Source organism: Aureimonas sp. AU22 (assembly GCF_001463745.1).
Taxonomy (GTDB): domain Bacteria; phylum Pseudomonadota; class Alphaproteobacteria; order Rhizobiales; family Rhizobiaceae; genus Aureimonas.
Map to the genome: position 1 here is coordinate 1 of NZ_BBWJ01000047.1, position 20,841 is coordinate 20,841.

Below are 20,841 nucleotides of genomic sequence, written 5' to 3' on the forward strand. Positions count from 1 at the left end.
CGTCGAGGAAAGCCGCACCCGCCAAGCCGCCGAAGAGCGCGTCGAGACGCTGCGCCACAGCCTCGATCAGGCCAACCGCCTCGCCTCGCTCGGCCAGATCACGGCGGGCGTCGCGCATGAGATCAACCAGCCGGTGGCCGCGATCCGTACCTATGCCGAGAACGCCGCGCGCTTCCTGGAACGCGGCGACGTCGCGACCACGCAGCGCAACCTCGGCAACGTCGTCGGCCTCACCGAGCGCATCGGTCGGATCACCGACACGTTGAAGGGCCATGCCCGGCGGGGCTCGCATCCCATGGAGCCCGTTAACCTCGCCGAAGCCGTCGAGGGCGCGATCATGGTGCTGCAGGGGCGGCTGGATACGGCCGGGGTGCCCATCCTGCGCGACGCGGATCTGGCGTCCTTCGAGGTGATCGGCGAGCGCGTGCGTCTCGAACAGGTCCTCGTTAATCTCATCCAGAACGCGCTCGATGCGATGGATGGCCGGGTGGGCGCACGAGTCGAGATCGCGACCGCCGGGGGCGTCGGTGCGGTCGATCTGATCGTGCGCGACAACGGACCCGGCATCCCGCCGGAGCAACTCGCGACCCTGTTCACGCCGTTTTCCACCTCCAAGCCGCGCGGGCTCGGGCTCGGGCTGGTGATAACCAAGGACATTCTGTCCGAATGGGGCGGTTCCCTTCTTGTCGACAGCCGGCCCGGCCAGGGCGCCACCTTCACCGCCCGCCTGAGGATCGCAGAACCATGACCCCTGCCGAGCGGACCATCGCCTTCGTCGACGACGATGCGGACCTGCGCGAGGCGGGCGCGCAGGCGTTGTCGCTTGCCGGTTGGAGGCCCCTGCCCTTCGCCGACGCGCGCGCGGCGCTCGCAGCGCTCTCTCCCGACTTTCCCGGCGTCCTCGTCACCGATATCCGCATGCCGGGGATGGACGGGCTCGACCTGTTCCGCGCGGTACGCCGGCTCGACCCCGATCTGCCGGTGATTCTCGTCACCGGCCACGGCGACATCGCGATGGCCGTGGACGCGCTTCGGGAAGGTGCCTACGACTTCATCGCCAAACCCTACCCGACCGACCGCCTCGTCCAGAGCATCGCCCGGGCCAGCGAGAAGCGGGACCTCGTCCTCGAGAACCGGCGGCTGCGGGCCCTGGCCGAGCGAAGCGACGACGATCTTCCGCTGATCGGCGAGAGCCCGGCGATGGAGCGGCTGCGGCGCACGCTTCGGCAAATCGCCGACGCGGATGTCGACGTTCTCGTCGAAGGCGAGACGGGGACCGGCAAGGAAGTGGTGGCGAGCGCCCTGCACCACTGGAGCCGCCGGGCGGCCAAGCCTTTCGTGGCGTTGAATTGCGGGGCTCTGCCGGAGACGGTGATCGAAAGCGAGCTCTTCGGCCACGAGGTCGGGGCGTTCACAGGCGCCGCCAAGCGGCGCGTCGGTCGCATCGAGCATTCGAGCGGCGGCACCCTGTTCCTGGACGAGATCGAGTCCATGCCCGCGGCCCTGCAGGTGAAGCTGCTGCGCGTTCTCGAAACGCGCGAGGTGGAGCCGCTCGGCACAAACGAGCGCCGGTCGCTCGATCTTCGCGTCGTCGCCGCCGCCAAGGTGGACCTCGGCTCGGCCGAGGCGCGGGCCTATTTCCGCGAGGATCTGTTCTATCGTCTCAACGTCGTGACGGTGCGCATCCCGCCCCTGCGCGAACGCGGCTCCGACGTTCCGCTCCTGTTCGCCCATTTCCTGCGCCGCGCCGCCGAGCGCTTCCGGCGCGAGCCCCCGACCGTGTCGCCGGCGCTTCTCCAGCGTCTCGCCTCGCACTCCTGGCCGGGCAACGTGCGCGAACTCGCCCATCATGCCGAGCGCGTGGTGCTGGGGCTCGACGCCGACGTGGCGACAGACGCAACGGCCCCCCCGAGCCTGACCCTGCCCGAGCGCGTCGATCGATTCGAGGCGGACACGATCCGGCAGGTGCTCGGCGAGAACGCGGGGGATGTGCGGCGCACGGTGGAAGCGCTCGGCATCCCCCGCAAGACCTTCTATGACAAGCTCCAGCGGCACGGCATCAGCCGTCGCGACTTCGCCGCGGACGCGTAAGGAGAGCGGTCAGGCAGCCGAGCGGAGCGTTCCGATCAGCTTCTCCAGGCGGTCCCGGCCGGCTTCGGTCAGGGTCCCCCGTTCGCCCTCGGGATCGAGAAGCCCGGCCTCCTCCATCTCCCGCACGCCCTCGGCGTCCGCCTTGTGGCCCTTGCCGTCGTCGAGCACGACGCGGGTCACCGTCTCGCCGCTGACCAGCGAGTGGTAGGCGGCAAAGACCAGAATGGACAGGGCGCCGTCGGAAAGGTTGGTCTGGCTCATCGGGTGGGCTCCAGTGCGGTTCGAGGCAATCCTTCTCCAACAAAGCTGGCGCGCATCGGCTCCCGATTGCGGCGAAGTTTCACATCCACCGCTTGGGGCGCTCGGGGTGCCTCGACATGGCCCATCTGTCCGCCTAATTCGAGCCTCGAAAAGTGCAGGACGTCGAGAATGAGCAGCGCCGTAGATCCCGAATTGAGTGCCCTGATCCGCGAAGTCATCGAAGCAAAGCTTCTCAAGTCCGGGTCCGAGGAGAAACGGGTTGCGGAACAGGTGGCCAGCCATGGTCTCGGCTCGCTCGGCGCGTCCGAGCGCGACACGTTCGAACGGCGCGTTCTGCCGATCCTGTCGAAGCCGATCCGCGAACAGCTCGCGATCGCCTCCATCGTCCAGCGTGGCGGCTACGTGCCGCGCAAGATCGTGTTCTGACGCGAGGCTCCGCCGTCAGCTCCCCGCTTCGCTCTCGATGAAGCGGTCGATGCCGCCCGAGCGGCCCACGCCCGTCACGAAGTAGAGGACCACGATCGCCGCAAGAAGGCCGATGGCGATGATCGGCGCCGTCCACTCGCCCTGCCCGATACGCACGACGATGAGCGAGGCGCAGACGAGCGCGCCGAGCGCCGGCACGAACCGGGGCACCTCGAAGCGGCCCTTGGCCTCGCCCGGCCGCCGCTGCAGTACGAGGAGGGCGATGTTCACCACGGTGAACACGATCAGCAGCAAGAGCACGGTGGAGGCTGCGAGGGCTCCGATGTCGCCGACGAGCGACAGGAGGACCACGATCACGAGCAGCGCGCCGATCGCGACATAGGGCGTGCGCCGCGTCGCGTGGACGCGACCGAGCGCTTCCGGCATCAGGCCCTGACGCGACATCCCGTAGAGCAGGCGCGAGGCCATCACGTAATTGACGAGTGCGGTGTTGGCGACGGCGAAGATCGTGATGCCGGCATAGATGCCCGTCGGGAACCAGGGCGCGGCGCGCTCCACCACCAGCGTCAGCGGACCGGCGGCCTCGGCGAGTTCCCGCCACGGGACGACCGATACCGCCGTGATCGCGATGCAGATGTAGATCACCGTCGCCATCAGCATCGCCGAGATCATCGCGATCGGCATGGTACGTTCGGGCTCCTTCACCTCCTCCGACACGTTGAGCATGTCCTCGAAGCCGATGAACGAGAAGAAGGTCAGCACCGCGCCTTGCGCCACGAGCAGCATGACGGAACCCTCGACGGCGCCCTCGCCGCCGGTCGGGAATTCCAGAAGGTTGGCGTTGCCCCAGTAGGAAACGCCGACCGCGATCACGAGGATGAGGCCGAAGGCCTCGACGATCGTGCAGACGGCGTTCAGCCACAGCGATTCGGTGATGCCCCGGAACAGGATGCCGGCGAGGATCACGAGGAAGCCGATGGCGAGGACGCTCTGCGGCGTGTCGATCCCGAGGATGCTGGCGAAATTACGTGCCACGACGTTGCTCTGGGTGGCGATGGACGTGAGGCCCGAGCACACCACAGCAAGGCCCACCGTGTAGGACAGGAGCGGGTGGCGATAGGCGCGCTGCGTGACGTAGGCCGCGCCGCCGGCCCGCGGATAGCGCGAGGCGATGGAGGCGTAGGAGAGACCCGTCAGGAGCGCCGCCACCATGGACACCATGAAGGCGACCCAGACCGCGCTTCCCAGTTCGCTCGCCGCCTCGCCGATCAGCCCGTAGACACCGGCGCCGAGCATGGAGCCGAGCCCCAGCAGCGTAACCTGAAACAGCCCGACCGAACGCTTGAGTCCTGTTTCCTGTCCCCGATCCGTCGCCATGCCGCTGCGCCCCGTCTATCACGGGACCTGCCCGCAGGAACGGAAGATAGCCCACCACACGACAAAGGCGACGACGGCGAGGCGAAAATCCGGCGAAAATCAGGCAGACGGCAGTGCGATCTCGCTGAGCCGATCCGGGATCTCGTCCAGGCGGTCGAGCACGAGGTCGGCGCCGAGGCTCTCGACTTCCCTTGCCGTATAGCCGCCGCGCATGGCGACCACGGGCATGCCGGCGGCCTGCGCGGCTTCGACGTCGTTCTCGGAATCGCCGACGAAAAGAGCATCGCCGGGCTCGATGCCGAGTTGTCGGCAGGCATAGACCAGAAGGTCGGGCGCCGGTTTCTTGCTCGGTCCGGCATCGCCTCCGACCACCACCGCCATACGGTCGGCAAGCCCGAAATGGGCGAGGATGTCGGCGGTCTCGGTGCCGGGTTTGTTCGTGACGACGCCGAGCGCGATGCCGCGGTCGGCGAGGATGCGCACGGCATCCGTCGCACCTGCGTTTAGCGTCGTCAGCTCGGTGGCGCGGGCGGAGTAGATGGCGAGATACCGGTCGGCGATCTTGTCGCGCGTCGCATGATCGATCTCCTTGCCGAGCGCCTCGTAGGCGCGCCCCACCAGCACCTGCACGCCCTGCCCCACCATGCGTCCCACGGCCTCGATGGTGAAGGGCGGCTCGCCGAGGCTCTCCAGCGTCTGGTTCAACGCTTCGTGGATGTCGGGCAGGGAATCCACCAGCGTGCCGTCGAGATCGAACAGGATGGCGCGGGGCCAGGATGGCGTGTCGGTCATCAAGGTTCCCTCAGGTTTCGTCCGCCGGCGGGTCGAGCACCGCCAGCGTGATCCAGCGGGCGACGAAGGCGGGCTTCGGCGCACCCTCGATCTCGACCGCCGCGTTCCAGGTGGATTGCAGGCTGACCGCCCGTTCCTTGAGGGCGACGAGCTGGAAGCTGCCGCGCACCCGGGCGCCGCTCTTGACCGGGGTCAGGAAGCGCACTTCGTCGAACCCGTAATTCACCCCCATGCGCGTGCGCTCGACGCCCGGCATCGCGTCGTAGGCGAGCGTCGAAAGCAGCGAGAGCGAGAGGAATCCGTGGGCGATCGTGCCGCCGAACGGTGTCTCCGCCCTGGCGCGTTCGGGATCGACGTGAATGAACTGGTGGTCGTTCGTGGCGTCGGCGAACCGGTCGATCATCCCCTGGTCGACCGTGAGCCAGTCGGAGACGAACGCCTCGCCGTCGAGATAGGTGCGATAGGTCTCCATCGACACCAGCCGTTGTCGCAGCGCGTCCTCGTCGTCCCGTGCCACGGCGTGCCTTCCTTTCGAACCATTCCCAGCCGGTCATAGTCGTCCGGCTGCACCCCGCCAAGGCCTTACGGGGTTGCCGCAGCGCAGCGTGGCCTATGTGCAGGCGGAAGACGGACGCGAAGAAGGACCAGGTCATGTGCGGCATCTGCGGTGAAATCCGCTTCGACGGCGGCTTCGCCTCCCCCGAGCGCATCGCCGCAATGGGGCAGTGTCTCAGTCCACGCGGACCCGACGGTGCCGGCATGGTGCTGCGCGGACGCGTCGGCTTCGGCCACCGTCGCCTCAAGATCATCGACCTGTCGGAAAAGGCCGCACAGCCGATGGAGGACCCGGACCTCGGGCTCACCCTCGCCTTCAACGGCTGTATCTACAACTACCCCGAGCTGCGACAGGAGTTGCAGGGGCTCGGCTACCGCTTCTTCTCGCACGGCGACACGGAGGTCATCCTCAAGGCCTACCACGCCTGGGGCCGCGACTGCGTGAAGCGCTTCCACGGCATGTTCGCCTTCGCGATCCACGAACGCGAGAGCGGCCGGGTCATGCTGGCGCGCGACCGGTTCGGCATCAAGCCGATGTACCTGTCGCAGACGAAGGACCGCCTGCTGATCGCCTCCTCGCTGCCGGCGCTGGTCGCGACCGGCGAGGTGGATCGCTCGATCGATCCCGTGGCACTCCATCACTACATGAGCTTCCACGCGGTGGTGCCGGCGCCCCTCACCATTCTCAAGGGCGTGCGCAAACTACCGCCGGCAACGACCCGGATGATCGAGCCGGACGGGCGCTTCGACGACGAGACCTTCTGGTCGCCGCCTTTCGGGCCGCAGGCCGGCGACGAGGCGCGCTCGGCGGAGGAATGGCGCGATAGGGTGCTCGATGCGCTGCGCCTTGCGGTCAAGCGGCGCATGGTCGCCGACGTCCCGGTCGGCGTACTGCTCTCGGGCGGCGTAGATTCCTCGCTGATCGTCGGCCTCCTCGCGGAAGCCGGGCAGACGGGTCTATCCACCTTTTCCATCGGCTTCGAGGACGCCAATGGCGAAGTCGGCAACGAGTTCGAATATTCCGACCTGATCGCCAAGCACTACGGCACGCGCCATCACAAGATCTTCGTGCCGGGCAGCGAACTCCTCGAGCAGCTGCCGGGCGCCATCCGCGCCATGTCGGAACCCATGGTCTCCTACGACAATATCGGTTTCTACCTCCTGTCGCGTGAGGTATCGAAGCACATCAAGGTCGTCCAGTCCGGCCAGGGCGCCGACGAGATCTTCGCGGGCTATCACTGGTATCCGCCGATGGCGGACGCCGCCGACCCGTTGGCGACCTATCGAGGCGCCTTCTTCGACCGCACGCACGAGACCCTGTCCGGCCAGCTCCGGCCGCGCTGGCATGCCGGCTTCGACGCGAGCGGCGACTTCGTGCGCGATCACTTCGCACTGCCCGGTGCCGACGATCCCGTCGCCAAGGCGCTGCGCATTGACAGCCAGGTCATGCTGGTGGACGACCCGGTCAAGCGCGTCGACAACATGACGATGGCCTGGGGCCTGGAAGCGCGCGTGCCGTTCCTCGACCATGAGCTGGCGGAACTGGCCGCGCGCGTTCCGTCCGCCGAGAAGCTCAAGGGCGGCGGCAAGGGCATCCTCAAGGACGTCGCCCGTCTCGTGATCCCGCACGAGGTGATCGATCGCAAGAAGGGCTACTTCCCCGTCCCGCAGCTGAAGTATCTCGCCGGTCCGACGCTCGACATGGTGCGCGACGCGATGGGCTCGAGCCGGGCGCGCGAGCGCGGCCTGTTCGAACCGGCCTGGCTCGACAAGCTCTTCGCCGACCCCGCCGCCCACATCACCCCGCTTCAGGGCTCCGAACTCTGGCAGGCGACGCTCTTGGAACTCTGGCTGCAGGAACAGGGCCTATGAGCGGGCCCAATGCCAACGCCGTCGTCGACTGCGGCTGGGGCCGCCTCGTCTTCGCCGCGACCTTCGCGGATCCGGCGGAACTGGCGCGCTCCCTCGACGAGGAGGGTCCCGATCGCCGCGACATCGCCTTCCACGTCAGCGATCCGCACGTCCTCCTCGCGCAGGCCCCGCAGGACCTCTTCCTCGACCCCTCGCACACCTACCGCCTCGATCTGTCGAGCCTCCAGGCGGGTGGGCGCGAGCCCGCCGGCTTCACCGTGCGCAGGCTGGCCGCCGTCGGCGACACGACCGCCGTCAACCGCATCTACCGGTCGCGCAACATGGTGCCGGTCGACCCGGACTTTCTCTGGCGCCACCGCAAGGACGAGGTGCTGACCTATCTCGTGGCCGAAGACGAGGCGAGCGGCGCGATCCTCGGCACCGTCACCGGCGTCGATCACGGCCGCGCCTTCGCCGATCCCGAGCGTGGCTCCTCGCTCTGGTGCCTTGCCATCGACCCCCAGGCCGCCCCGCCCGGTATCGGCGAGGCGCTGGTGCGCGCGTTGGCCGAACACTATCGCGACGCCGGCTGCGCCACGATGGACCTATCGGTGATGCACGACAACGAGCCGGCCATCGCGCTTTACGAGCGGCTCGGCTTCGAGCGCCTGCCGGTCTTCGCGGTGAAACGGCGCAACTCCATCAACGAGCGCCTGTTCACCGGTTCGGCGAGCGTCGAGGAAGCACTGAACCCCTATGCGCGCATCATCATCGACGAAGCGCGCCGGCGCGGCATCCACGCCGAGATCCTCGACGCGCAGGGCGGGTTCTTCCGATTGACCTACGGCGGACGCAGCCTGCGCTGCCGCGAGAGCCTGTCGGAACTGACGTCGGCCGTCGCCTTGTCGATCTGCGACGACAAGAGCGTCACCCGCCGTCTCGTCGAGGAAGCCGGCGTGAAGGTGCCCGAGCAGATCGGCGCCCACGAGGGCGACGAGACGATCGCCGAGTTCCTCGCCCGCCACGGGTCCGTCGTCGTCAAGCCGGCGCGCGGCGAGCAGGGGCGCGGCATCGCCGTCGGTCTGGAAACCATGGAAGCGGTGCGGACCGCGATCGAAACCGCTCGGCGCGAATGCGAGCGCGTGCTGATCGAGGCCTGCTTCACCGGCGAGGACCTGCGCCTCGTGGTGATCGACTTCCGGCTCGTCGCCGCCGCCATCCGCCGCCCGCCCTGCATCGTCGGCGATGGCCGTTCCACGGCGCGCGAGCTGATCGAGCGGCTGTCGCGCCGGCGCGCCGCCGCCACGGGGGGCGAATCCAAGGTGCCCCTCGACGCCGAAACCGAGCGCACCCTGCGTGGGGCCGGCTACGGCTGGGACGACACGATCCCGGAAGGAACGAACGTCACGGTTCGCCGCACCGCGAACCTCCACACCGGCGGCACGATCCACGACGTCACCGACATCGTCCATCCGCGCCTCGTCGAAGCGGCCGTGGCGGCCGCGCGCGCGATCGACATCCCGGTCTGCGGCATCGATTTCATGGTCGAGGACGCGCGCGAGGAAACCTACGTCTTCATCGAGGCGAACGAGCGGCCGGGCCTTGCCAACCACGAGCCGCAGCCGACGGCCGAGCGCTTCGTGGATCTTCTGTTCCCGTTGTCCATTCCCGCTTCCGTTCGGACCCTCCGCTCCAAGCGTCGCATCTCCGGCTGACAGAACCCATGGCCCGCCACACGATCGACACCGACTACCTTCTCGCCCAGCTGCACGCGCTCCTCCATATCCCGAGCCCGACGGGCTACACGGATTCGGTGGTGCGCCACGTCAGCGAGGAGCTGCAGCGGCTGGGGCTCGAGGTCGAGTTGACGCGACGCGGGGCGATCCGCGCCGTGCGACAGGGCAGCCGCCGTGCCGCCGCACGTGCCATCGTCTCCCACGTCGACACGCTGGGCGCGCAGGTGAAGGCGATCAAGGAGAACGGGCGGCTGGAGCTCGTGCCGATCGGTCACTGGTCGGCGCGCTTTGCGGAAGGGGCGCGCGCCACCGTCCTGGCCGAGGACAAGACGTTTCGCGGCACGATCCTGCCGCTGAAGGCCTCCGGCCACACGTTCAACGAAGAGGTGGACACGGCACCGGTCGGCTGGCCTCATGTGGAGCTGCGCATCGACGACCACACGCGCAACCGCGAAGACACCCTCAAGCTCGGGGTCGATGTCGGCGACACCGTGGCGATCGACCCGCAGCCGGAGTTCCTGGACAACGGCTTCATCGTCTCGCGCCATCTCGACGACAAGGCCGGCGTCGCCGTGATGCTCGCCTCGATCGAGGCGCTGGAGCGCGAGAAGTCGGCGACGCCCGTCGACACGCACTGGCTCTTCACCATCGCCGAAGAGGTGGGCGTCGGCGCGGCATCCATCCTGACGCCGGAGGTCGCGTCCATGGTGGCGGTGGACAACGGCACCTCGGCGCCGGGTCAGAACTCCGCCGAATTCGGCGTGACGGTCGCCATGGCCGACCAGACCGGTCCGTTCGACTACCACCTGACCCGCAAGCTCGTGCGGCTCTGCCGGGACGAGGACATCCGCTTCCAGAAGGACGTGTTCCGCTACTACCGCTCCGACTCGGCCTCCGCGGTGGTGGCCGGCCACGACGTGCGCACGGCGCTCGTCACCTTCGGCGTCGATGCCTCGCACGGCTGGGAGCGCATCCACATCCATGCCCTGCGCTCGCTGGCGGAGCTTCTCACCGCCTACGCCGTGTCGCCGCTGGAGATCGAGCGCGACATCAAGCTGCGGGCCGGCCTCGAGGGCTTCACCAGCCAGCCGGCCGTGGAAGCAGGGCTCGGCTTCGACGACGAAGGAAGCTGACGCCCCGCGCCCAACGCAAGACCGCCGCGCCCCCTAGGAACGCGGCGGCCGAAACGTCGATCGCAAGGACGAGGGTCGCGAGAAGCCTAGAACTCCTCCCAGCCCTCCTCCGCCGGTTGGGCGGAAGCCCGGGGCGCAGCACCGCCATGGCCGAAGCTGCGCATCTGTGCCACTGGACGACCCGAAGGCGAAGACGGCGCCACGCGGCGAACCGGCATCGGGCGCGCATGCGAAAGCGGCATGACCTCTCCGCCACCGATCGCAAAACCGCCGACCAGCTCTTTCAGGCCCTCCGTCTCGGCCGAGAGCGTCTGCGCTGCCGCCGTCGTTTCCTCGACCATCGCCGCGTTCTGCTGCGTGACCTTGTCCATCTGGTCGGCTGCGGTCGACACCTCACGCAGCGAAATCGCCTGCTCGCGCGCCGCGTCCGCCATTTCCGCGATCGCCTGCGCGACGCCGCCCACCTGGGTGACGATCGCCTGCAGGCTCTGTCCCGACGCCGACACCAGCTCGACGCCCGAGCCGACCTGGGCGCTCGACGCCTCGATCAGACCCTTGATCTCCTTCGCCGCTTCCGCCGAGCGCTGGGCAAGGCCGCGCACCTCCTGCGCCACCACCGCGAAGCCCCGGCCCGCCTCGCCGGCGCGCGCGGCCTCGACGCCCGCGTTCAGCGCCAGGAGGTTGGTCTGGAAGGCGATCTCGTCGATGACGCCGATGATGTTGCCGATCCGGGTCGAGGACTGTTCGATCTCTGCCATGGCCGAGACGGCGCGCGCCACGACCTCGCCGCCGCGCTCCGCCTCGCGGCAAGCCAGCGAGGCCGCCTGACGGGCCGCGTCCGCACGCGCCGCCGTGTCGCCGACGCCGCGCGTGACCTCGCCGAGCGCCGCCACGGTCTCTTCCAGGCTCGCGGCCTGCTGCTCGGTGCGCTGGGACAGATCGCCCGCCGCCACCGTGATTTCCGACAGGCCCGAGCGCATGGCGCCGACCGCCCCGACCACCTTGCCGATCGTGTCTTCCAGCTGGGCGACGGCGCCGTTGAACTGGTCGCGGATCGGTTCGAATTCCGGCGCCACCGCCGTGCCCATGCGCACGGTCAGATCGCCGGCTGCGAGTTTGGCGAAGCCCGCGTCGACCTGGCCCACGAACGCACGAAGGTCGTCGGCCTTCGCGCCGTCCAACGCCAGCTGCCGTTCGGCGCTTGCCACCTGCGCGCGGCGAGCCTCGTCCGCTTCGACCTCCAGCCGCTGCTGGGCGATGCGCGCCTGCCGCAGATCCTCGACGGAGCGCGCGATGCGCCCGAGCTCGTCGCCGCGCTCCATTCCGCGCACCGTGCCGTCGGTGCGGCCCGCCGCGACATCCGCGATGGTCTGGATCAACGGGCGAAGCGGAGCCATCAGCCGACGGGTCGCCCACAGGAAGACGACGCCGATCAGGAGCGCCGCACCGACGCAGACGCCGACGAGCTTGTATTGGACGTCGAGGATCGGCGCGAGGAACTCGGCCTGCGGAATGCCGACATAGAGGACGCCGATCACCTCGCCGGCCGCGTTGCGGATCGGGTCGTAGGCGGTGAAGAAAGGCGTGCCGAGAATCTCGGCTTCGCCGCGATAGGGCGTGCCCGCCTTCAGCACCGCGTCGTAGACGGGTCCGGCGGCCAGGGTCGTGCCGACGGCGCGAGAGCCGTCCGGCTTCGTCACGTTGGTGGTGACGCGCTTGTCGCCCATGAAGACGGTCGCCGTCCCCCCGACGAGCGCCTTGATGCGATCGACGGGCTCGCTGAAGTCGTTGAGGACGGTGCTGCCGACGGAGAGCGTGTCGCCCTTCCGATCGAACCCCTTGCCGTAGGATGACAGGACATCCCACGCGACGCGCATGTTGACCTCCTGCCGCTCCTCCGCCCGCTCGACGGCATCGGCGTTCAGGAGCGCGGTTCCGGACAGGCTGACGAGAACCGTGACCAGGAGAAGACTCATGGCCAGCATCGACGTCAGCTTGACCGGCAGTGACAGGTTGCGAAGCATCAAGGCATCTCCGACGAAATCATCGGAGACGCTCGCACGTCCGGGTTGCGATACCGCTAATTTTTGGCGCGCGACTTGGTACGTGACCGTTTCATGTCAAGATCGACATGTCGAGCCGCGACCTGATTGCGTTCCAGGGGGCGAAGCCGGTGGATCCAGGCGCCACGCTGCAAGAATTTTTAGGGTCAGGACTCGTAGCTTAGAGCTGGATTAGAACGGTGGCGGCCAGCGCGATGGAAGAGAAGAAGACCGTTGGGCATCGGTCGTAGCGGGTTGCGACGCGGCGCCAATCCTTCAGCCTCCCGAACATGTCTCGATGCGGTTGCGTCGCCGGTAGCGGCGCTTGTCGTGGCGTACGTGTGCATCGCGGACTTCCGCCCTGGAATGCAGGGCTTGATGCTTTTCGCCTCAAGAGCGTCCCGGAACCAATCGGCATCGTAGCCCCGATCGCCGAGCAACCATTGCGCCTTGGGCAGATCGTTCGGAAGCGCCGCTGTCCCGGTGCAGTCGCTGACGGGCCCGGCGGGCAGGACGAAGCTCAGCGGGCGACCGTTCGCATCGGCGACAGCATGGAGATTGGTGTTCATGCTGCCCTTGGTGCGGCCGGTCAGGCGGCCAAGCCCCCCTTTTTGACCGCCAGGCTCGATGCCGTGCGGTGCGCCTTCAGGTAGGTCGCGTCGATCATGATTGTTCGGGGATCGGCGCCGCCTGCGGCCAATCCTTCCATCATTCGGACGAGGACACCCGCTTCACCCCAACGCTTCCAACGGTTGGTGAGCGTCTTCGCGGGCCCATAGTCCTTGGGCGCATCGCGCCGGCGCAAGCCGTTGCGGTTGACGAAGATGATGCCGGTGAGAACCGCTGGTCGTCGACACGTGGCCTGCCGTGGCTTTTGGGAGAGAACGGACGAGGCCGATCCATCTGCTCATCCGTCAGCCAGTACAGGCCGCTCATATCCAGTCCCCACAGCAGAGCCTGAATCAGACGGCGCGTCTCAAATCAATAGGTCCTGACCCTAACTGACGGTCTGCAAACCACCTTGTCGGAAATCATTTCAGACAATGGCTATGGGCTGAAGGCGGAAGGTCGACGTCCGGGCACATCAGGCAGGAAAGCCCGCCATTCAACTATTCGCGTCGTGCTTGTGCGCTTATGCATGGGATGGTGCGAGAAGCCGTCGGAACCAGAAAACCTTGAAGCGGAGTGGAACGCGATAACATGGCAGAGGGCATTGACCACGCGGGTGAGAACCCGAACGCGCTCGCCGTCCCGTATCGAGCCGGACATTGATCGCGCCGCGGCAAGAGGCTGAGCATGCGCCCCTCGGCGCTCTGGGTTGGAGCGCATTCTTCGCCGAGCAGATGATGCCGGACGATGCGGGACTCGAACCCGCTCGCATCTCTCGGGTCCACCGCTCGCGCCTGACCGCACTGTCGGCGCGCGGTGTCGTTGAGCCAGTGCTTGGGCCAAACGTCACCACCAGCCAGTTCGCCGTGGGCGACTTCGTTCTCGTCGATCCCGTTACCGCGCATCTCCACCGGCGCCTCGAACGCCGGTCTTTGATCGAGCGTCGCGTGTCAGGCGGCAGCGTCCCGCAGCTCGGCGGGGCCAACATCGACACGCTCTTCATCGTGACATCGTGCAACCTGGACTTCAATCCAGCGCGGCTCGAGCGGTATCTGGCATGGGCCAACCAAGCCGGGATCGAGCCGGTGATCGTATTGACCAAAGCGGATTTGGCGGAAGACCTCTCGTTCTACGAAGACGGAGCCCGTGGGCTGCAACGGGGGCTCGACGTCGTGGTGGTCCACCCCAAGGCGGCACAGACCGTCGCCACGCTCGCCCGCTGGTGCGGTCGCGGCCAGACGGTTGCGCTGGTCGGCTCTTCGGGCGTTGGCAAATCGACGCTGGTAAACACGCTGGTCGGCGCGACCGAGGAGCCGCCGCAGGAAACGGGGTCCATTCGCGAGCAGGATGCCAAGGGGCGTCACACCACGACGGCCCGCTCGCTTCACCCCATCCGGGGTGGAGGCTGGGTGATCGACACACCCGGCATTCGCAGCTTGCAAGTCAGCGACCTCGCGGACGGGCTGGACGTTCTGTTCGCCGAGATCACGGAACTCGCGGCCCGCTGCCGTTTTCGCGACTGTAGCCACGCGCATGAACCGGGATGCGCGGTGCGCGCGGCCGTGACGGAGGGCGCCGTTGATCCTCAGCGCCTGGAGCGCTGGCGTCTGCTCCAAAACGAGAATGCCAAGAACGACCGGACGAAGCCTCGAGGTGCAGGTGGTCAACCCGGCCGAGGCCGCGGCAGGCAACGCTGACAACCCTTCCAAGACTGTCGGTCCGGCTGGCGACCAAATGGAGAAGGCGTACGCCGATATGCTCCTAGCGCCGGCCCGAGCGGCCGTACCACTTCAGAACGCGACGAGTTTGCGCCGGGCAGGGTCCCACAATGCAAGTCCGATGCACTGGAAGCTTTCGCGGATCGTCAAGCGGGACAGGGTTCCCAACGCCGGTTCGTCGTCGAGACACGACTGCAGACGGTAGTTGGGGATCCGAGGGTTCAGATGGTGGATATGGTGGAGCCCGATATTGCCGGTGAACCACTGCAGCACCTTCGGCATCACGTAGTAGGAGCTACCGCTGAGCGCTGCGCGCTGGAGGCTCCACGCATCGGATAATTCCCAGTGCGTGTCCTCGAACTGGTGCTGCACGAAGAAGAGCCAGCCGCCGACCCAGGATGCGACGAAAGCCGTCGGGAGCACCGCCAGAGCGACGACGGCACCGCCCAGAGCCGCGACCAAACCGCCGTAGATCAACAGGAGGGCGAGGTTCAGCCCCATGATACTGCGCCAGGCATCCTGAACGGGAAGCGCCTGCCCAAAGGGCGAGCGCTGCAACAGGATGAAGTAGAGCGGCGGTCCGAGCACATGGAGAAACAAGGGATGGCGATAGATGCGGTAGCGCAGCTTCGCACCGCGTGGCAGTGCAGCGTATTCGTCGACCGTCAAGGTGTCGACGTCGCCGATCCCTCGCCGTCCGAGATCGCCCGCCGTCGTGTGATGCACGGCATGCGAGCGGCTCCAGTAGCCGAAGGGCGTCAGAGTGAAGACGCTGAGGAGGCGCCCAACGAGACGGTTGGTTCTCTTGGATTCGAAAAACGAGTTATGGCCGCAGTCGTGCTGAACTCCGAACAAACGCACGAGAAGCCCACCGGCCGGAAGAAACAGCACAAGAAGCGCCCAAGCCCCCGACGCTGCTCCATAGAGCATCAGCCCCGCCGCAAGGAGGAACAGAGCGAGCGTGGTACTGAGCTGAATCCAGGCTTTGCGGTCGTCGGCATCACGGTACCGAAGGCAGTGACGCGATAGGCGGCGGATCTCGGCCTCGTCGAGGCTCGAGGGCGAGCGCTGGAAGCTGCGTCCAGGCGCGGCATGCAAAAATGACAATCGATGGATCCACAGGTGAGACCCTGGAGACGACCGGGTCGGGCCCTCCTCGCACGGGTATGAGATGCATGCAATCAACGAGATTGCGAGCTATGTCGCGATGCCCAGCCCAAACAGGATGGGCCGACCGTGACCGATGGTAGAAGGCTCTTTGAAGTTGCACCGTGGTTAGGCGGTCTGTAGAGCGGCACGCATGCGTACAGTCACATATGCGATCGGGGACATTCACGGCCGCCTCGATCTCCTGGAAGATCTCCTCGGCAAGGTCGAGAGTGACGCCGGGACCCGTAGCGCACGTGCCAAGATCGTGTTCACTGGCGATTACGTCGACCGCGGCGCAGACTCTCGTGGGGTTATCGAGCGCCTGATTGAGGGTCCGAAACGTTCGCAGGACGAATTCGTCTGCTTGCGCGGCAATCACGACGATCTGTTCGTCCGGGCCGTCACGTCAGGCCAAGGGCTGCCGGACTGGGCGTGGATCCTGTATTGGCACACGGTCGTCAGCTATGGGCTCGATCGCGAGTCGGCCCGCACGTCGGATCCTACGCTCGGTCGCCATGCGGAATTCCTCGCAGCCCTCCCCCTAACGCACGATGACGGTACTTATCTTTTCGTGCATGCAGGTATCAGGCCGGGGGTAGCGCTTGAACTGCAGGCCGAACAGGATCTGCTCTGGATCCGGCACGAGTTCCTCGACCACGACGGACTGTTGCCGCGCCGGGTGGTGCACGGTCACACGATCATCGGCGATCTGCCCGTTGTAACCGCGAACCGTGTCTCCATCGACACCGGCGCTTTCCAATCGGGTATTCTGACGGCTGCGGTCATTGATGGCCCTGACGTCAGCTTCCTGCAGGCGGTCGGCGAGCCGGACCGCAGTGCTGTCGTGAGGGAGTTCGCGCTGCGGGCAATCGTGCATGGTCGCGTGGTTTCATCGACCGCACGACAGGCACAGTCCGATTACCTGGAAGGCCGCATCGATCTGGCGGAACTCCAGCAACTCAGCGACGAATAATTCGAGAGCGGCCTGGGTCTTGCCTTTCCCCCGTCCCTAGAGCCCATCCGGTGAACATCGGTTCGCCGGATGGGCTCTAGGGCCTTTGTTCATCGCATTGTCCGCGCGCGAAAGCCGACCCGGCTTTCGCTGGAAATGCTCTGGCAGCTTCCCTTCGTTGCGGAAAGGAAGTCGGCAGGTTCGTCGGCCACCCATTTCACGATCCTGGCAATTGTCTCGTTGGCCGTCGGTGCTATTCCAGCTCGGGCATAACGGACCAATTCGCTGGCGGAAAAACTGGCGTCGATCGCTTCCCGGCAGATGGGATGGACGGACACGGTATCGCGGCCTCCCCTGCTCTTCGGTATGGGTGAAAGCGGTCTACGGGCTTTCCAGCGGCCGTCCAAAAGGCCAGTACGGCTCCACTGACTTGGCTTCCATGGGCACTTAGGCGTGCCAGCCTAATCTGCCCCGCCTAGGTGGCCGAGTTCAAACCTTCCGCCGCCGTCGCCCAGAAACGTGACCGTGCTCCCGCTCAGGCGCACCCTGGAGCAATCCTCTGCCTCGTCCTCGTAAGTGAAGCATATCTCGTCGCCGTCGACTTCCCATTCGCCTTCGTATGGGCCGTCAGCCGCTATCCCAGCGATATCGCCATTTGCCAGCAGGCGCTCCGTGTAACGTTCGCCGTTCTCGACGCCGCTGATCGTGCGCCCCGCGAACGCCCGCGCGATCTGAGCGCCGGACAAGGTTTTTTCCTGAGCCGAAGCGGTCCATGCTGTCGCGAGGACCATCGTCCCGATCAGAATGCGTCGCATGCGAAATCCTCCCTTCAAAACGCTTCCCAGACGGAGACTGCGAGATCGGCAAGGATGGCCAAGAGGATCGCCGTCTCGGCGACCATGCCACGCAGGAAGTAACTGCGTTCCGTCACCCGCTCGTTGACATGCTCGTACAGATCCTCGGCGACCTCGATCGCGTCGTCGATGAGCTTCAGCCTCGAGACCATGTCCTCCTGGTTCGCCAGTTCCAGGAAGATCCGCCGTGCAGGGGCAGCCTGTAGACAATCGGGCTGTTCGAGGCTGATCGTCAGGCACATGAAGCGCTGCCGTCGCTGGAACATCTCCACCGCGCGTTCCGCCAGACGATCCCGGTCCGTTCGGTTCGGCGGCTTCGAGCCGGTGAACAACGCATCGGCATGAAGCTGCGGCCATTCGGCGTCGAGCGCTTCCTCCATCGCGGCGACTTGCCGCGAGAACCAGGAGAAGCAGGCGATCGCAGCCAGTGCGTCGCAGACGTGATCCGTGCCAACGACGGCAAGGACGCGATCGGCGCGCCAGCGCAGGCGCCCGCCGCGCAAGGGAACTTCGCATACGGACGGCACCCTGCCGTCGATGGCAGGACCCGACATCCATTCATCGGCCTTCTGCTGCATTTCGAACGAGGTGCCGCTCCCGGCCGGAAGCAAGATGATGGGAAGAAGGAACCGATCGAGGACGCCGGCAAGGTCCAGATCGGCCCTTTGCTTCAAGGGAATGCGTTCGACATGCGCCAGGGCCGGCGCGGGATAGCGCATCTGGCATACGAGGATGCCGTGATCCGACGGCTCGTCCGCGTCAGGGTTCAGGAAGGACAACGACCAGGCACTCGGTCCGTCGTGAAGAGAGGGGCGAAACGCGTTCACGGCTGGAACGCAGGGAGCTGCGAGCCCGTGGGCTCGATCTCGTCGATATCGGGCGGGGGCACGAATTCGACCCTATCCTCCAGTATCGGACCGGGAAGGTTCAGATAGAACTCGGTTTCCTTACAGTGCTGGAATGTCGACTGCAGGAATGCGCCGGTCAGATGGTCGAGCCATATCGGCCCAAGCCTGTCCTCGATCCTCCCGTCGATCACCGAAGGCTGCCAGTCCTGCGGTACGAGATGATCCGAAGCGAGGATGAAGCCCCAGACGCCCAGGAACGACGGAACGGCGACCTGGTAGCTGTGAACCTCCGAAAACGCCGTTGCAATCGTTCGGCGCAGGGCCGTGTGCCCCTTGTAGTCGTTGAAGGTGAACTCGAGGCCTTGGACGACGAGAATGCCGCCTGGTCTCAACCGCGTCCTCACCGCCCGATAGAATTGCTGGGTGTAGAGGCTTTGCGCTGGCCCCCCGTCCAGCATGTCCACGACGTCGATGATGACCACGTCGAAGAGTTCATCGCTTTGCTCGATGAAGGCGCGCCCGTCCTCGAACCGCAGTTCGGCGCGCGGATCCTCGAATGCGCCGCATTGCCAGGTAGGCAGGAACTCCCGGCAGATCTCGATCACGTCAGGGTCGAGATCGACCATGACGGCCCGCGTCACGCTTCGGTGCGCCAGAACCTCACGCAGCGACGCACCCTCGCCGCCGCCGATGATCAGAACGGACCGGGGATCGTGATGATACAGCATGGCGGGCTGCACCAGGAGTTCATGGTACAGGGCTTCGTCGTCGCCAGCGCTCTGGATCGCCCCGTCCAGGAAGAGCGCAAGTCCGTAATTGTAGGTATCCGCGATCGTGACGTCCTGAAACGCTGTCCGTCGTGAGCACAAGATAGCCTTTGCACGGTACTGATAACGATCGAACGGATCTGCATCCTCCAAGATGAATGCACCGCCGGAACCAAGCAGCCTTGGCTCTTCGGCCTCGACGTAGAAGCATCCGGGCGGCAGCGGCGGGAGCACGTAGGGACGCGTGACCGACAGGGCGGATGATGGCACTCCCGCGTCCGTACCGTCGTGCCCCGTGGCTGTGTCCGTCTCAAGCTTCAAGAGCCAAGACTCCCGCACCGGCGCCTCGGACCACGTATCGGATGTCGATGATGCGAGGACGATGCAAATTCAAGATGGACTGCATGCTCCTGCGGGGGTCGCATAGACCGCACATGAAGATGTCGAGTGCCGCGAAACCCGCTTCCGGCCACGTATGGATCGACATATGGCTTTCAGCCAGTGATGCCGTGCCCGTCACGCCACCGCCCGGTGTAAAGACGTGGAAATGCATGTGCAGCAACGTCGCACCGGCGGCGTTGATGGCCGAAAGGAATGCGGCCTCGATGCCTCGCACGTCATCGAGCGCACCGGCATCGTGCATGCCGATCAGAAGATGCCGGCCTGGAAGTTCGCCCGATCCGTTTCCCGTGCCAAGGCTCGTGGACGTTGGGAGGGGTGGAACATAACCATCACCGAACCGTCGATGGGTCGACAACTCCGCTTCACCGGCCACTCCGGATCGTCCCCGTGCCAGCATCGACCCTCTCCAGGGGTTTGTTCGACATGATGCTAGGAGACGATCGCGGAAAAGTGAACAGGATCTACTTCCCGAAACCTACGTCTTTAGTTGGCGCATATCCCAACTCGTTTAGGTCGAACTCATGGCGCAGGACGTCGTAGCGATGGCCTCCTATCTTGGCACGCGTCGCTGGCACGCAGTTCGCGAAGTCCGGATGATGCCTTGCAAGAAAAAGGTCTAGGCGCCTCGTTTACAGCTGTCTCCGCCATCGTCGCTGACTAACGCCCGACGCAGTGCCAATCAGACCAACACGCTCGGGTAGAAGTCGACTGTCACCGGCCGGAAAGCGATCTGTCCGCTTTCAAGGTGATCGCGCGAAAAGCAGCCGTTCCGCAAACGACCCTTCTCGGGCACTCAAAGGCAATATGGGCCTGCCCCGAAGCAGACAATTTTAAGCCGGCCATGCGTAGGTCGTGTCATGCCTTACACCGTCTATCGCAGCATTTTCGGCGTCTTGTTGCTCATGGCTTTTTTGGTTTGGACGCTAACCTCGTCTGTGACGAACAGGACTGATCTCCGCGAACGCTTGAGTTCCGTTCCAGAATACCGCTGTCTTGCGGCCAACGTGCCTCGATCGCCCTACGTCAGGTGGTCTAATGTCCGGTATCTGCGCTCGCAAAGCTACGGCGCCCCAGTCGCGACTTTGGTGGATCTAAAGAGCACAAGCTGCGTCCCTGACGGCGATGCAGTCAGCTATGTTCTCCTACCGATTGATGAGAAAGGAACCGCTGACTTATTTCGCCTTCCCGGCAGGACAGTTCGATATGAACCAGGGATCAAAAGCGGTTGGCGCGATGTCTTCAGCGAGGATGCGTCAGTTCGCTACCGTAATGCCGGAG

The 20,841-nt window shown here is 66.0% G+C and carries 18 protein-coding genes and 1 pseudogene; 8 read left to right on the forward strand and 11 right to left on the reverse strand.

The features are described 5' to 3' along the window. Together AUL34_RS17420 and AUL34_RS17425 are read left to right on the forward strand one after the other, a co-directional pair. Positions 1–748, forward strand: a 748-nt coding sequence (locus AUL34_RS17420) for a sensor histidine kinase (protein ID WP_244492624.1), incomplete at its 5' end; no start/stop codon positions are given. Then, the gene (locus AUL34_RS17425; protein WP_061936517.1) at positions 745–2,091 is read left to right on the forward strand and encodes a sigma-54 dependent transcriptional regulator; all 1,347 of its coding nucleotides are present in this window, start codon (positions 745–747) and stop codon (positions 2,089–2,091) included. The genes AUL34_RS17420 and AUL34_RS17425, both read left to right, overlap by 4 nt. A 9-nt stretch (positions 2,092–2,100) precedes the next feature. On the opposite strand, the gene AUL34_RS17430 is transcribed toward AUL34_RS17425, so the two are convergent. Beyond that, on the reverse strand, positions 2,101–2,352 hold the full coding sequence (locus tag AUL34_RS17430; protein WP_061936520.1) for a hypothetical protein: 252 nt from the start codon (positions 2,350–2,352) through the stop codon (positions 2,101–2,103). A 168-nt stretch (positions 2,353–2,520) separates the two neighbouring features. Here AUL34_RS17430 and AUL34_RS17435 point away from each other — a divergent pair, with 168 nt between their 5' ends. Continuing rightward, on the forward strand, positions 2,521–2,778 hold the full coding sequence (locus AUL34_RS17435; protein WP_156420978.1) for a hypothetical protein: 258 nt from the start codon (positions 2,521–2,523) through the stop codon (positions 2,776–2,778). 15 nt (positions 2,779–2,793) lie between these two features. On the opposite strand, the gene AUL34_RS17440 is transcribed toward AUL34_RS17435, so the two are convergent. From AUL34_RS17440 to AUL34_RS17450, 3 genes are all read right to left on the reverse strand, one after another. After that, positions 2,794–4,155, reverse strand: coding sequence for an APC family permease (locus tag AUL34_RS17440; RefSeq protein ID WP_061936526.1), 1,362 nt, complete (start codon positions 4,153–4,155; stop codon positions 2,794–2,796). Between the two features lie 99 nt (positions 4,156–4,254). Continuing rightward, positions 4,255–4,947 (reverse strand): phosphoglycolate phosphatase, encoded by a 693-nt coding sequence (gph, locus tag AUL34_RS17445; protein ID WP_061936529.1) that lies wholly within the window; start codon positions 4,945–4,947, stop codon positions 4,255–4,257. Between the two features lie 10 nt (positions 4,948–4,957). Then, entirely contained in the window at positions 4,958–5,419 is a 462-nt protein-coding gene (locus tag AUL34_RS17450; protein ID WP_061936793.1) for a MaoC family dehydratase, read from the reverse strand. Positions 5,420–5,598: 179 nt separating this feature from the next. On the opposite strand from AUL34_RS17450, the gene AUL34_RS17455 reads away from it, so the two are divergent. The 3 genes from AUL34_RS17455 to AUL34_RS17465 are packed head-to-tail and all read left to right on the forward strand — an operon-like array spanning position 5,599 to position 10,222. Beyond that, entirely contained in the window at positions 5,599–7,374 is a 1,776-nt protein-coding gene (locus AUL34_RS17455) for an N-acetylglutaminylglutamine amidotransferase (protein ID WP_061936531.1), read from the forward strand. Further along, positions 7,371–9,068 (forward strand): N-acetylglutaminylglutamine synthetase, encoded by a 1,698-nt coding sequence (ngg, locus tag AUL34_RS17460; RefSeq protein ID WP_061936534.1) that lies wholly within the window; start codon positions 7,371–7,373, stop codon positions 9,066–9,068. The genes AUL34_RS17455 and ngg overlap by 4 nt, the downstream gene beginning before the upstream one ends. Before the next feature lie 8 nt (positions 9,069–9,076). Further along, positions 9,077–10,222: an osmoprotectant NAGGN system M42 family peptidase gene (locus AUL34_RS17465; RefSeq protein WP_061936538.1), complete on the forward strand. Its 1,146-nt coding sequence runs from the start codon at positions 9,077–9,079 to the stop codon at positions 10,220–10,222. Positions 10,223–10,308: 86 nt separating this feature from the next. Here AUL34_RS17465 and AUL34_RS17470 read toward each other — a convergent pair whose 3' ends face one another. Next, complete coding sequence (locus AUL34_RS17470; protein ID WP_082653454.1) at positions 10,309–12,246, reverse strand: methyl-accepting chemotaxis protein; 1,938 nt, start codon at positions 12,244–12,246, stop codon at positions 10,309–10,311. Positions 12,247–12,445: 199 nt separating this feature from the next. Next, positions 12,446–13,200, reverse strand: a pseudogene (locus AUL34_RS21985) (IS5 family transposase). A gap of 407 nt (positions 13,201–13,607) precedes the next feature. Here AUL34_RS21985 and rsgA point away from each other — a divergent pair. Beyond that, positions 13,608–14,570, forward strand: a complete 963-nt coding sequence (gene rsgA, locus AUL34_RS17485; protein WP_082653467.1) for a ribosome small subunit-dependent GTPase A — start codon at positions 13,608–13,610, stop codon at positions 14,568–14,570. Positions 14,571–14,663: 93 nt separating this feature from the next. Here the strand turns inward: rsgA and AUL34_RS17490 are convergent, their stop codons facing one another. Further along, complete coding sequence (locus AUL34_RS17490; protein WP_061936543.1) at positions 14,664–15,698, reverse strand: fatty acid desaturase; 1,035 nt, start codon at positions 15,696–15,698, stop codon at positions 14,664–14,666. Between the two features lie 193 nt (positions 15,699–15,891). Here AUL34_RS17490 and AUL34_RS17495 point away from each other — a divergent pair, with 193 nt between their 5' ends. Beyond that, positions 15,892–16,713: a metallophosphoesterase family protein gene (locus AUL34_RS17495; RefSeq protein ID WP_061936546.1), complete on the forward strand. Its 822-nt coding sequence runs from the start codon at positions 15,892–15,894 to the stop codon at positions 16,711–16,713. Positions 16,714–17,153: 440 nt separating this feature from the next. On the opposite strand, the gene AUL34_RS17500 is transcribed toward AUL34_RS17495, so the two are convergent. Genes AUL34_RS17500 through speD form a run of 4 tightly spaced genes read right to left on the reverse strand, consistent with a single transcriptional unit; the run spans position 17,154 to position 19,936 of the window. Further along, positions 17,154–17,507, reverse strand: coding sequence for a hypothetical protein (locus AUL34_RS17500; RefSeq protein ID WP_061936549.1), 354 nt, complete (start codon positions 17,505–17,507; stop codon positions 17,154–17,156). Between the two features lie 14 nt (positions 17,508–17,521). Further along, positions 17,522–18,325 carry a hypothetical protein gene (locus tag AUL34_RS17505; protein WP_061936551.1) on the reverse strand — a complete coding sequence of 268 codons (804 nt, stop codon included), beginning with the start codon at positions 18,323–18,325 and terminating at the stop codon, positions 17,522–17,524. A 44-nt stretch (positions 18,326–18,369) separates the two neighbouring features. Further along, on the reverse strand, positions 18,370–19,500 hold the full coding sequence (locus AUL34_RS17510; protein WP_370539061.1) for a fused MFS/spermidine synthase: 1,131 nt from the start codon (positions 19,498–19,500) through the stop codon (positions 18,370–18,372). After that, entirely contained in the window at positions 19,472–19,936 is a 465-nt protein-coding gene (speD, locus tag AUL34_RS17515) for an adenosylmethionine decarboxylase (protein WP_192845778.1), read from the reverse strand. The genes AUL34_RS17510 and speD overlap by 29 nt, the downstream gene beginning before the upstream one ends. Positions 19,937–20,841 lie beyond the last annotated feature (905 nt).

What these genes read in the sequence shown, in the direction of transcription:
- AUL34_RS17425 (WP_061936517.1), top strand. Translation starts at nt 745, where the DNA reads ATGACCCCTGCCGAGCGGACCATCGCCTTCGTCGACGACGATGCGGAC.
- AUL34_RS17430 (WP_061936520.1), bottom strand. Translation starts at nt 2,352, where the DNA reads ATGAGCCAGACCAACCTTTCCGACGGCGCCCTGTCCATTCTGGTCTTT.
- AUL34_RS17435 (WP_156420978.1), top strand. Translation starts at nt 2,521, where the DNA reads ATGAGCAGCGCCGTAGATCCCGAATTGAGTGCCCTGATCCGCGAAGTC.
- AUL34_RS17440 (WP_061936526.1), bottom strand. Translation starts at nt 4,155, where the DNA reads ATGGCGACGGATCGGGGACAGGAAACAGGACTCAAGCGTTCGGTCGGG.
- gph (WP_061936529.1), bottom strand. Translation starts at nt 4,947, where the DNA reads ATGACCGACACGCCATCCTGGCCCCGCGCCATCCTGTTCGATCTCGAC.
- AUL34_RS17450 (WP_061936793.1), bottom strand. Translation starts at nt 5,419, where the DNA reads ATGGAGACCTATCGCACCTATCTCGACGGCGAGGCGTTCGTCTCCGAC.
- AUL34_RS17455 (WP_061936531.1), top strand. Translation starts at nt 5,599, where the DNA reads ATGTGCGGCATCTGCGGTGAAATCCGCTTCGACGGCGGCTTCGCCTCC.
- ngg (WP_061936534.1), top strand. Translation starts at nt 7,371, where the DNA reads ATGAGCGGGCCCAATGCCAACGCCGTCGTCGACTGCGGCTGGGGCCGC.
- AUL34_RS17465 (WP_061936538.1), top strand. Translation starts at nt 9,077, where the DNA reads ATGGCCCGCCACACGATCGACACCGACTACCTTCTCGCCCAGCTGCAC.
- AUL34_RS17470 (WP_082653454.1), bottom strand. Translation starts at nt 12,246, where the DNA reads ATGCTTCGCAACCTGTCACTGCCGGTCAAGCTGACGTCGATGCTGGCC.
- rsgA (WP_082653467.1), top strand. Translation starts at nt 13,608, where the DNA reads ATGATGCCGGACGATGCGGGACTCGAACCCGCTCGCATCTCTCGGGTC.
- AUL34_RS17495 (WP_061936546.1), top strand. Translation starts at nt 15,892, where the DNA reads ATGCGTACAGTCACATATGCGATCGGGGACATTCACGGCCGCCTCGAT.
- AUL34_RS17500 (WP_061936549.1), bottom strand. Translation starts at nt 17,507, where the DNA reads ATGCGACGCATTCTGATCGGGACGATGGTCCTCGCGACAGCATGGACC.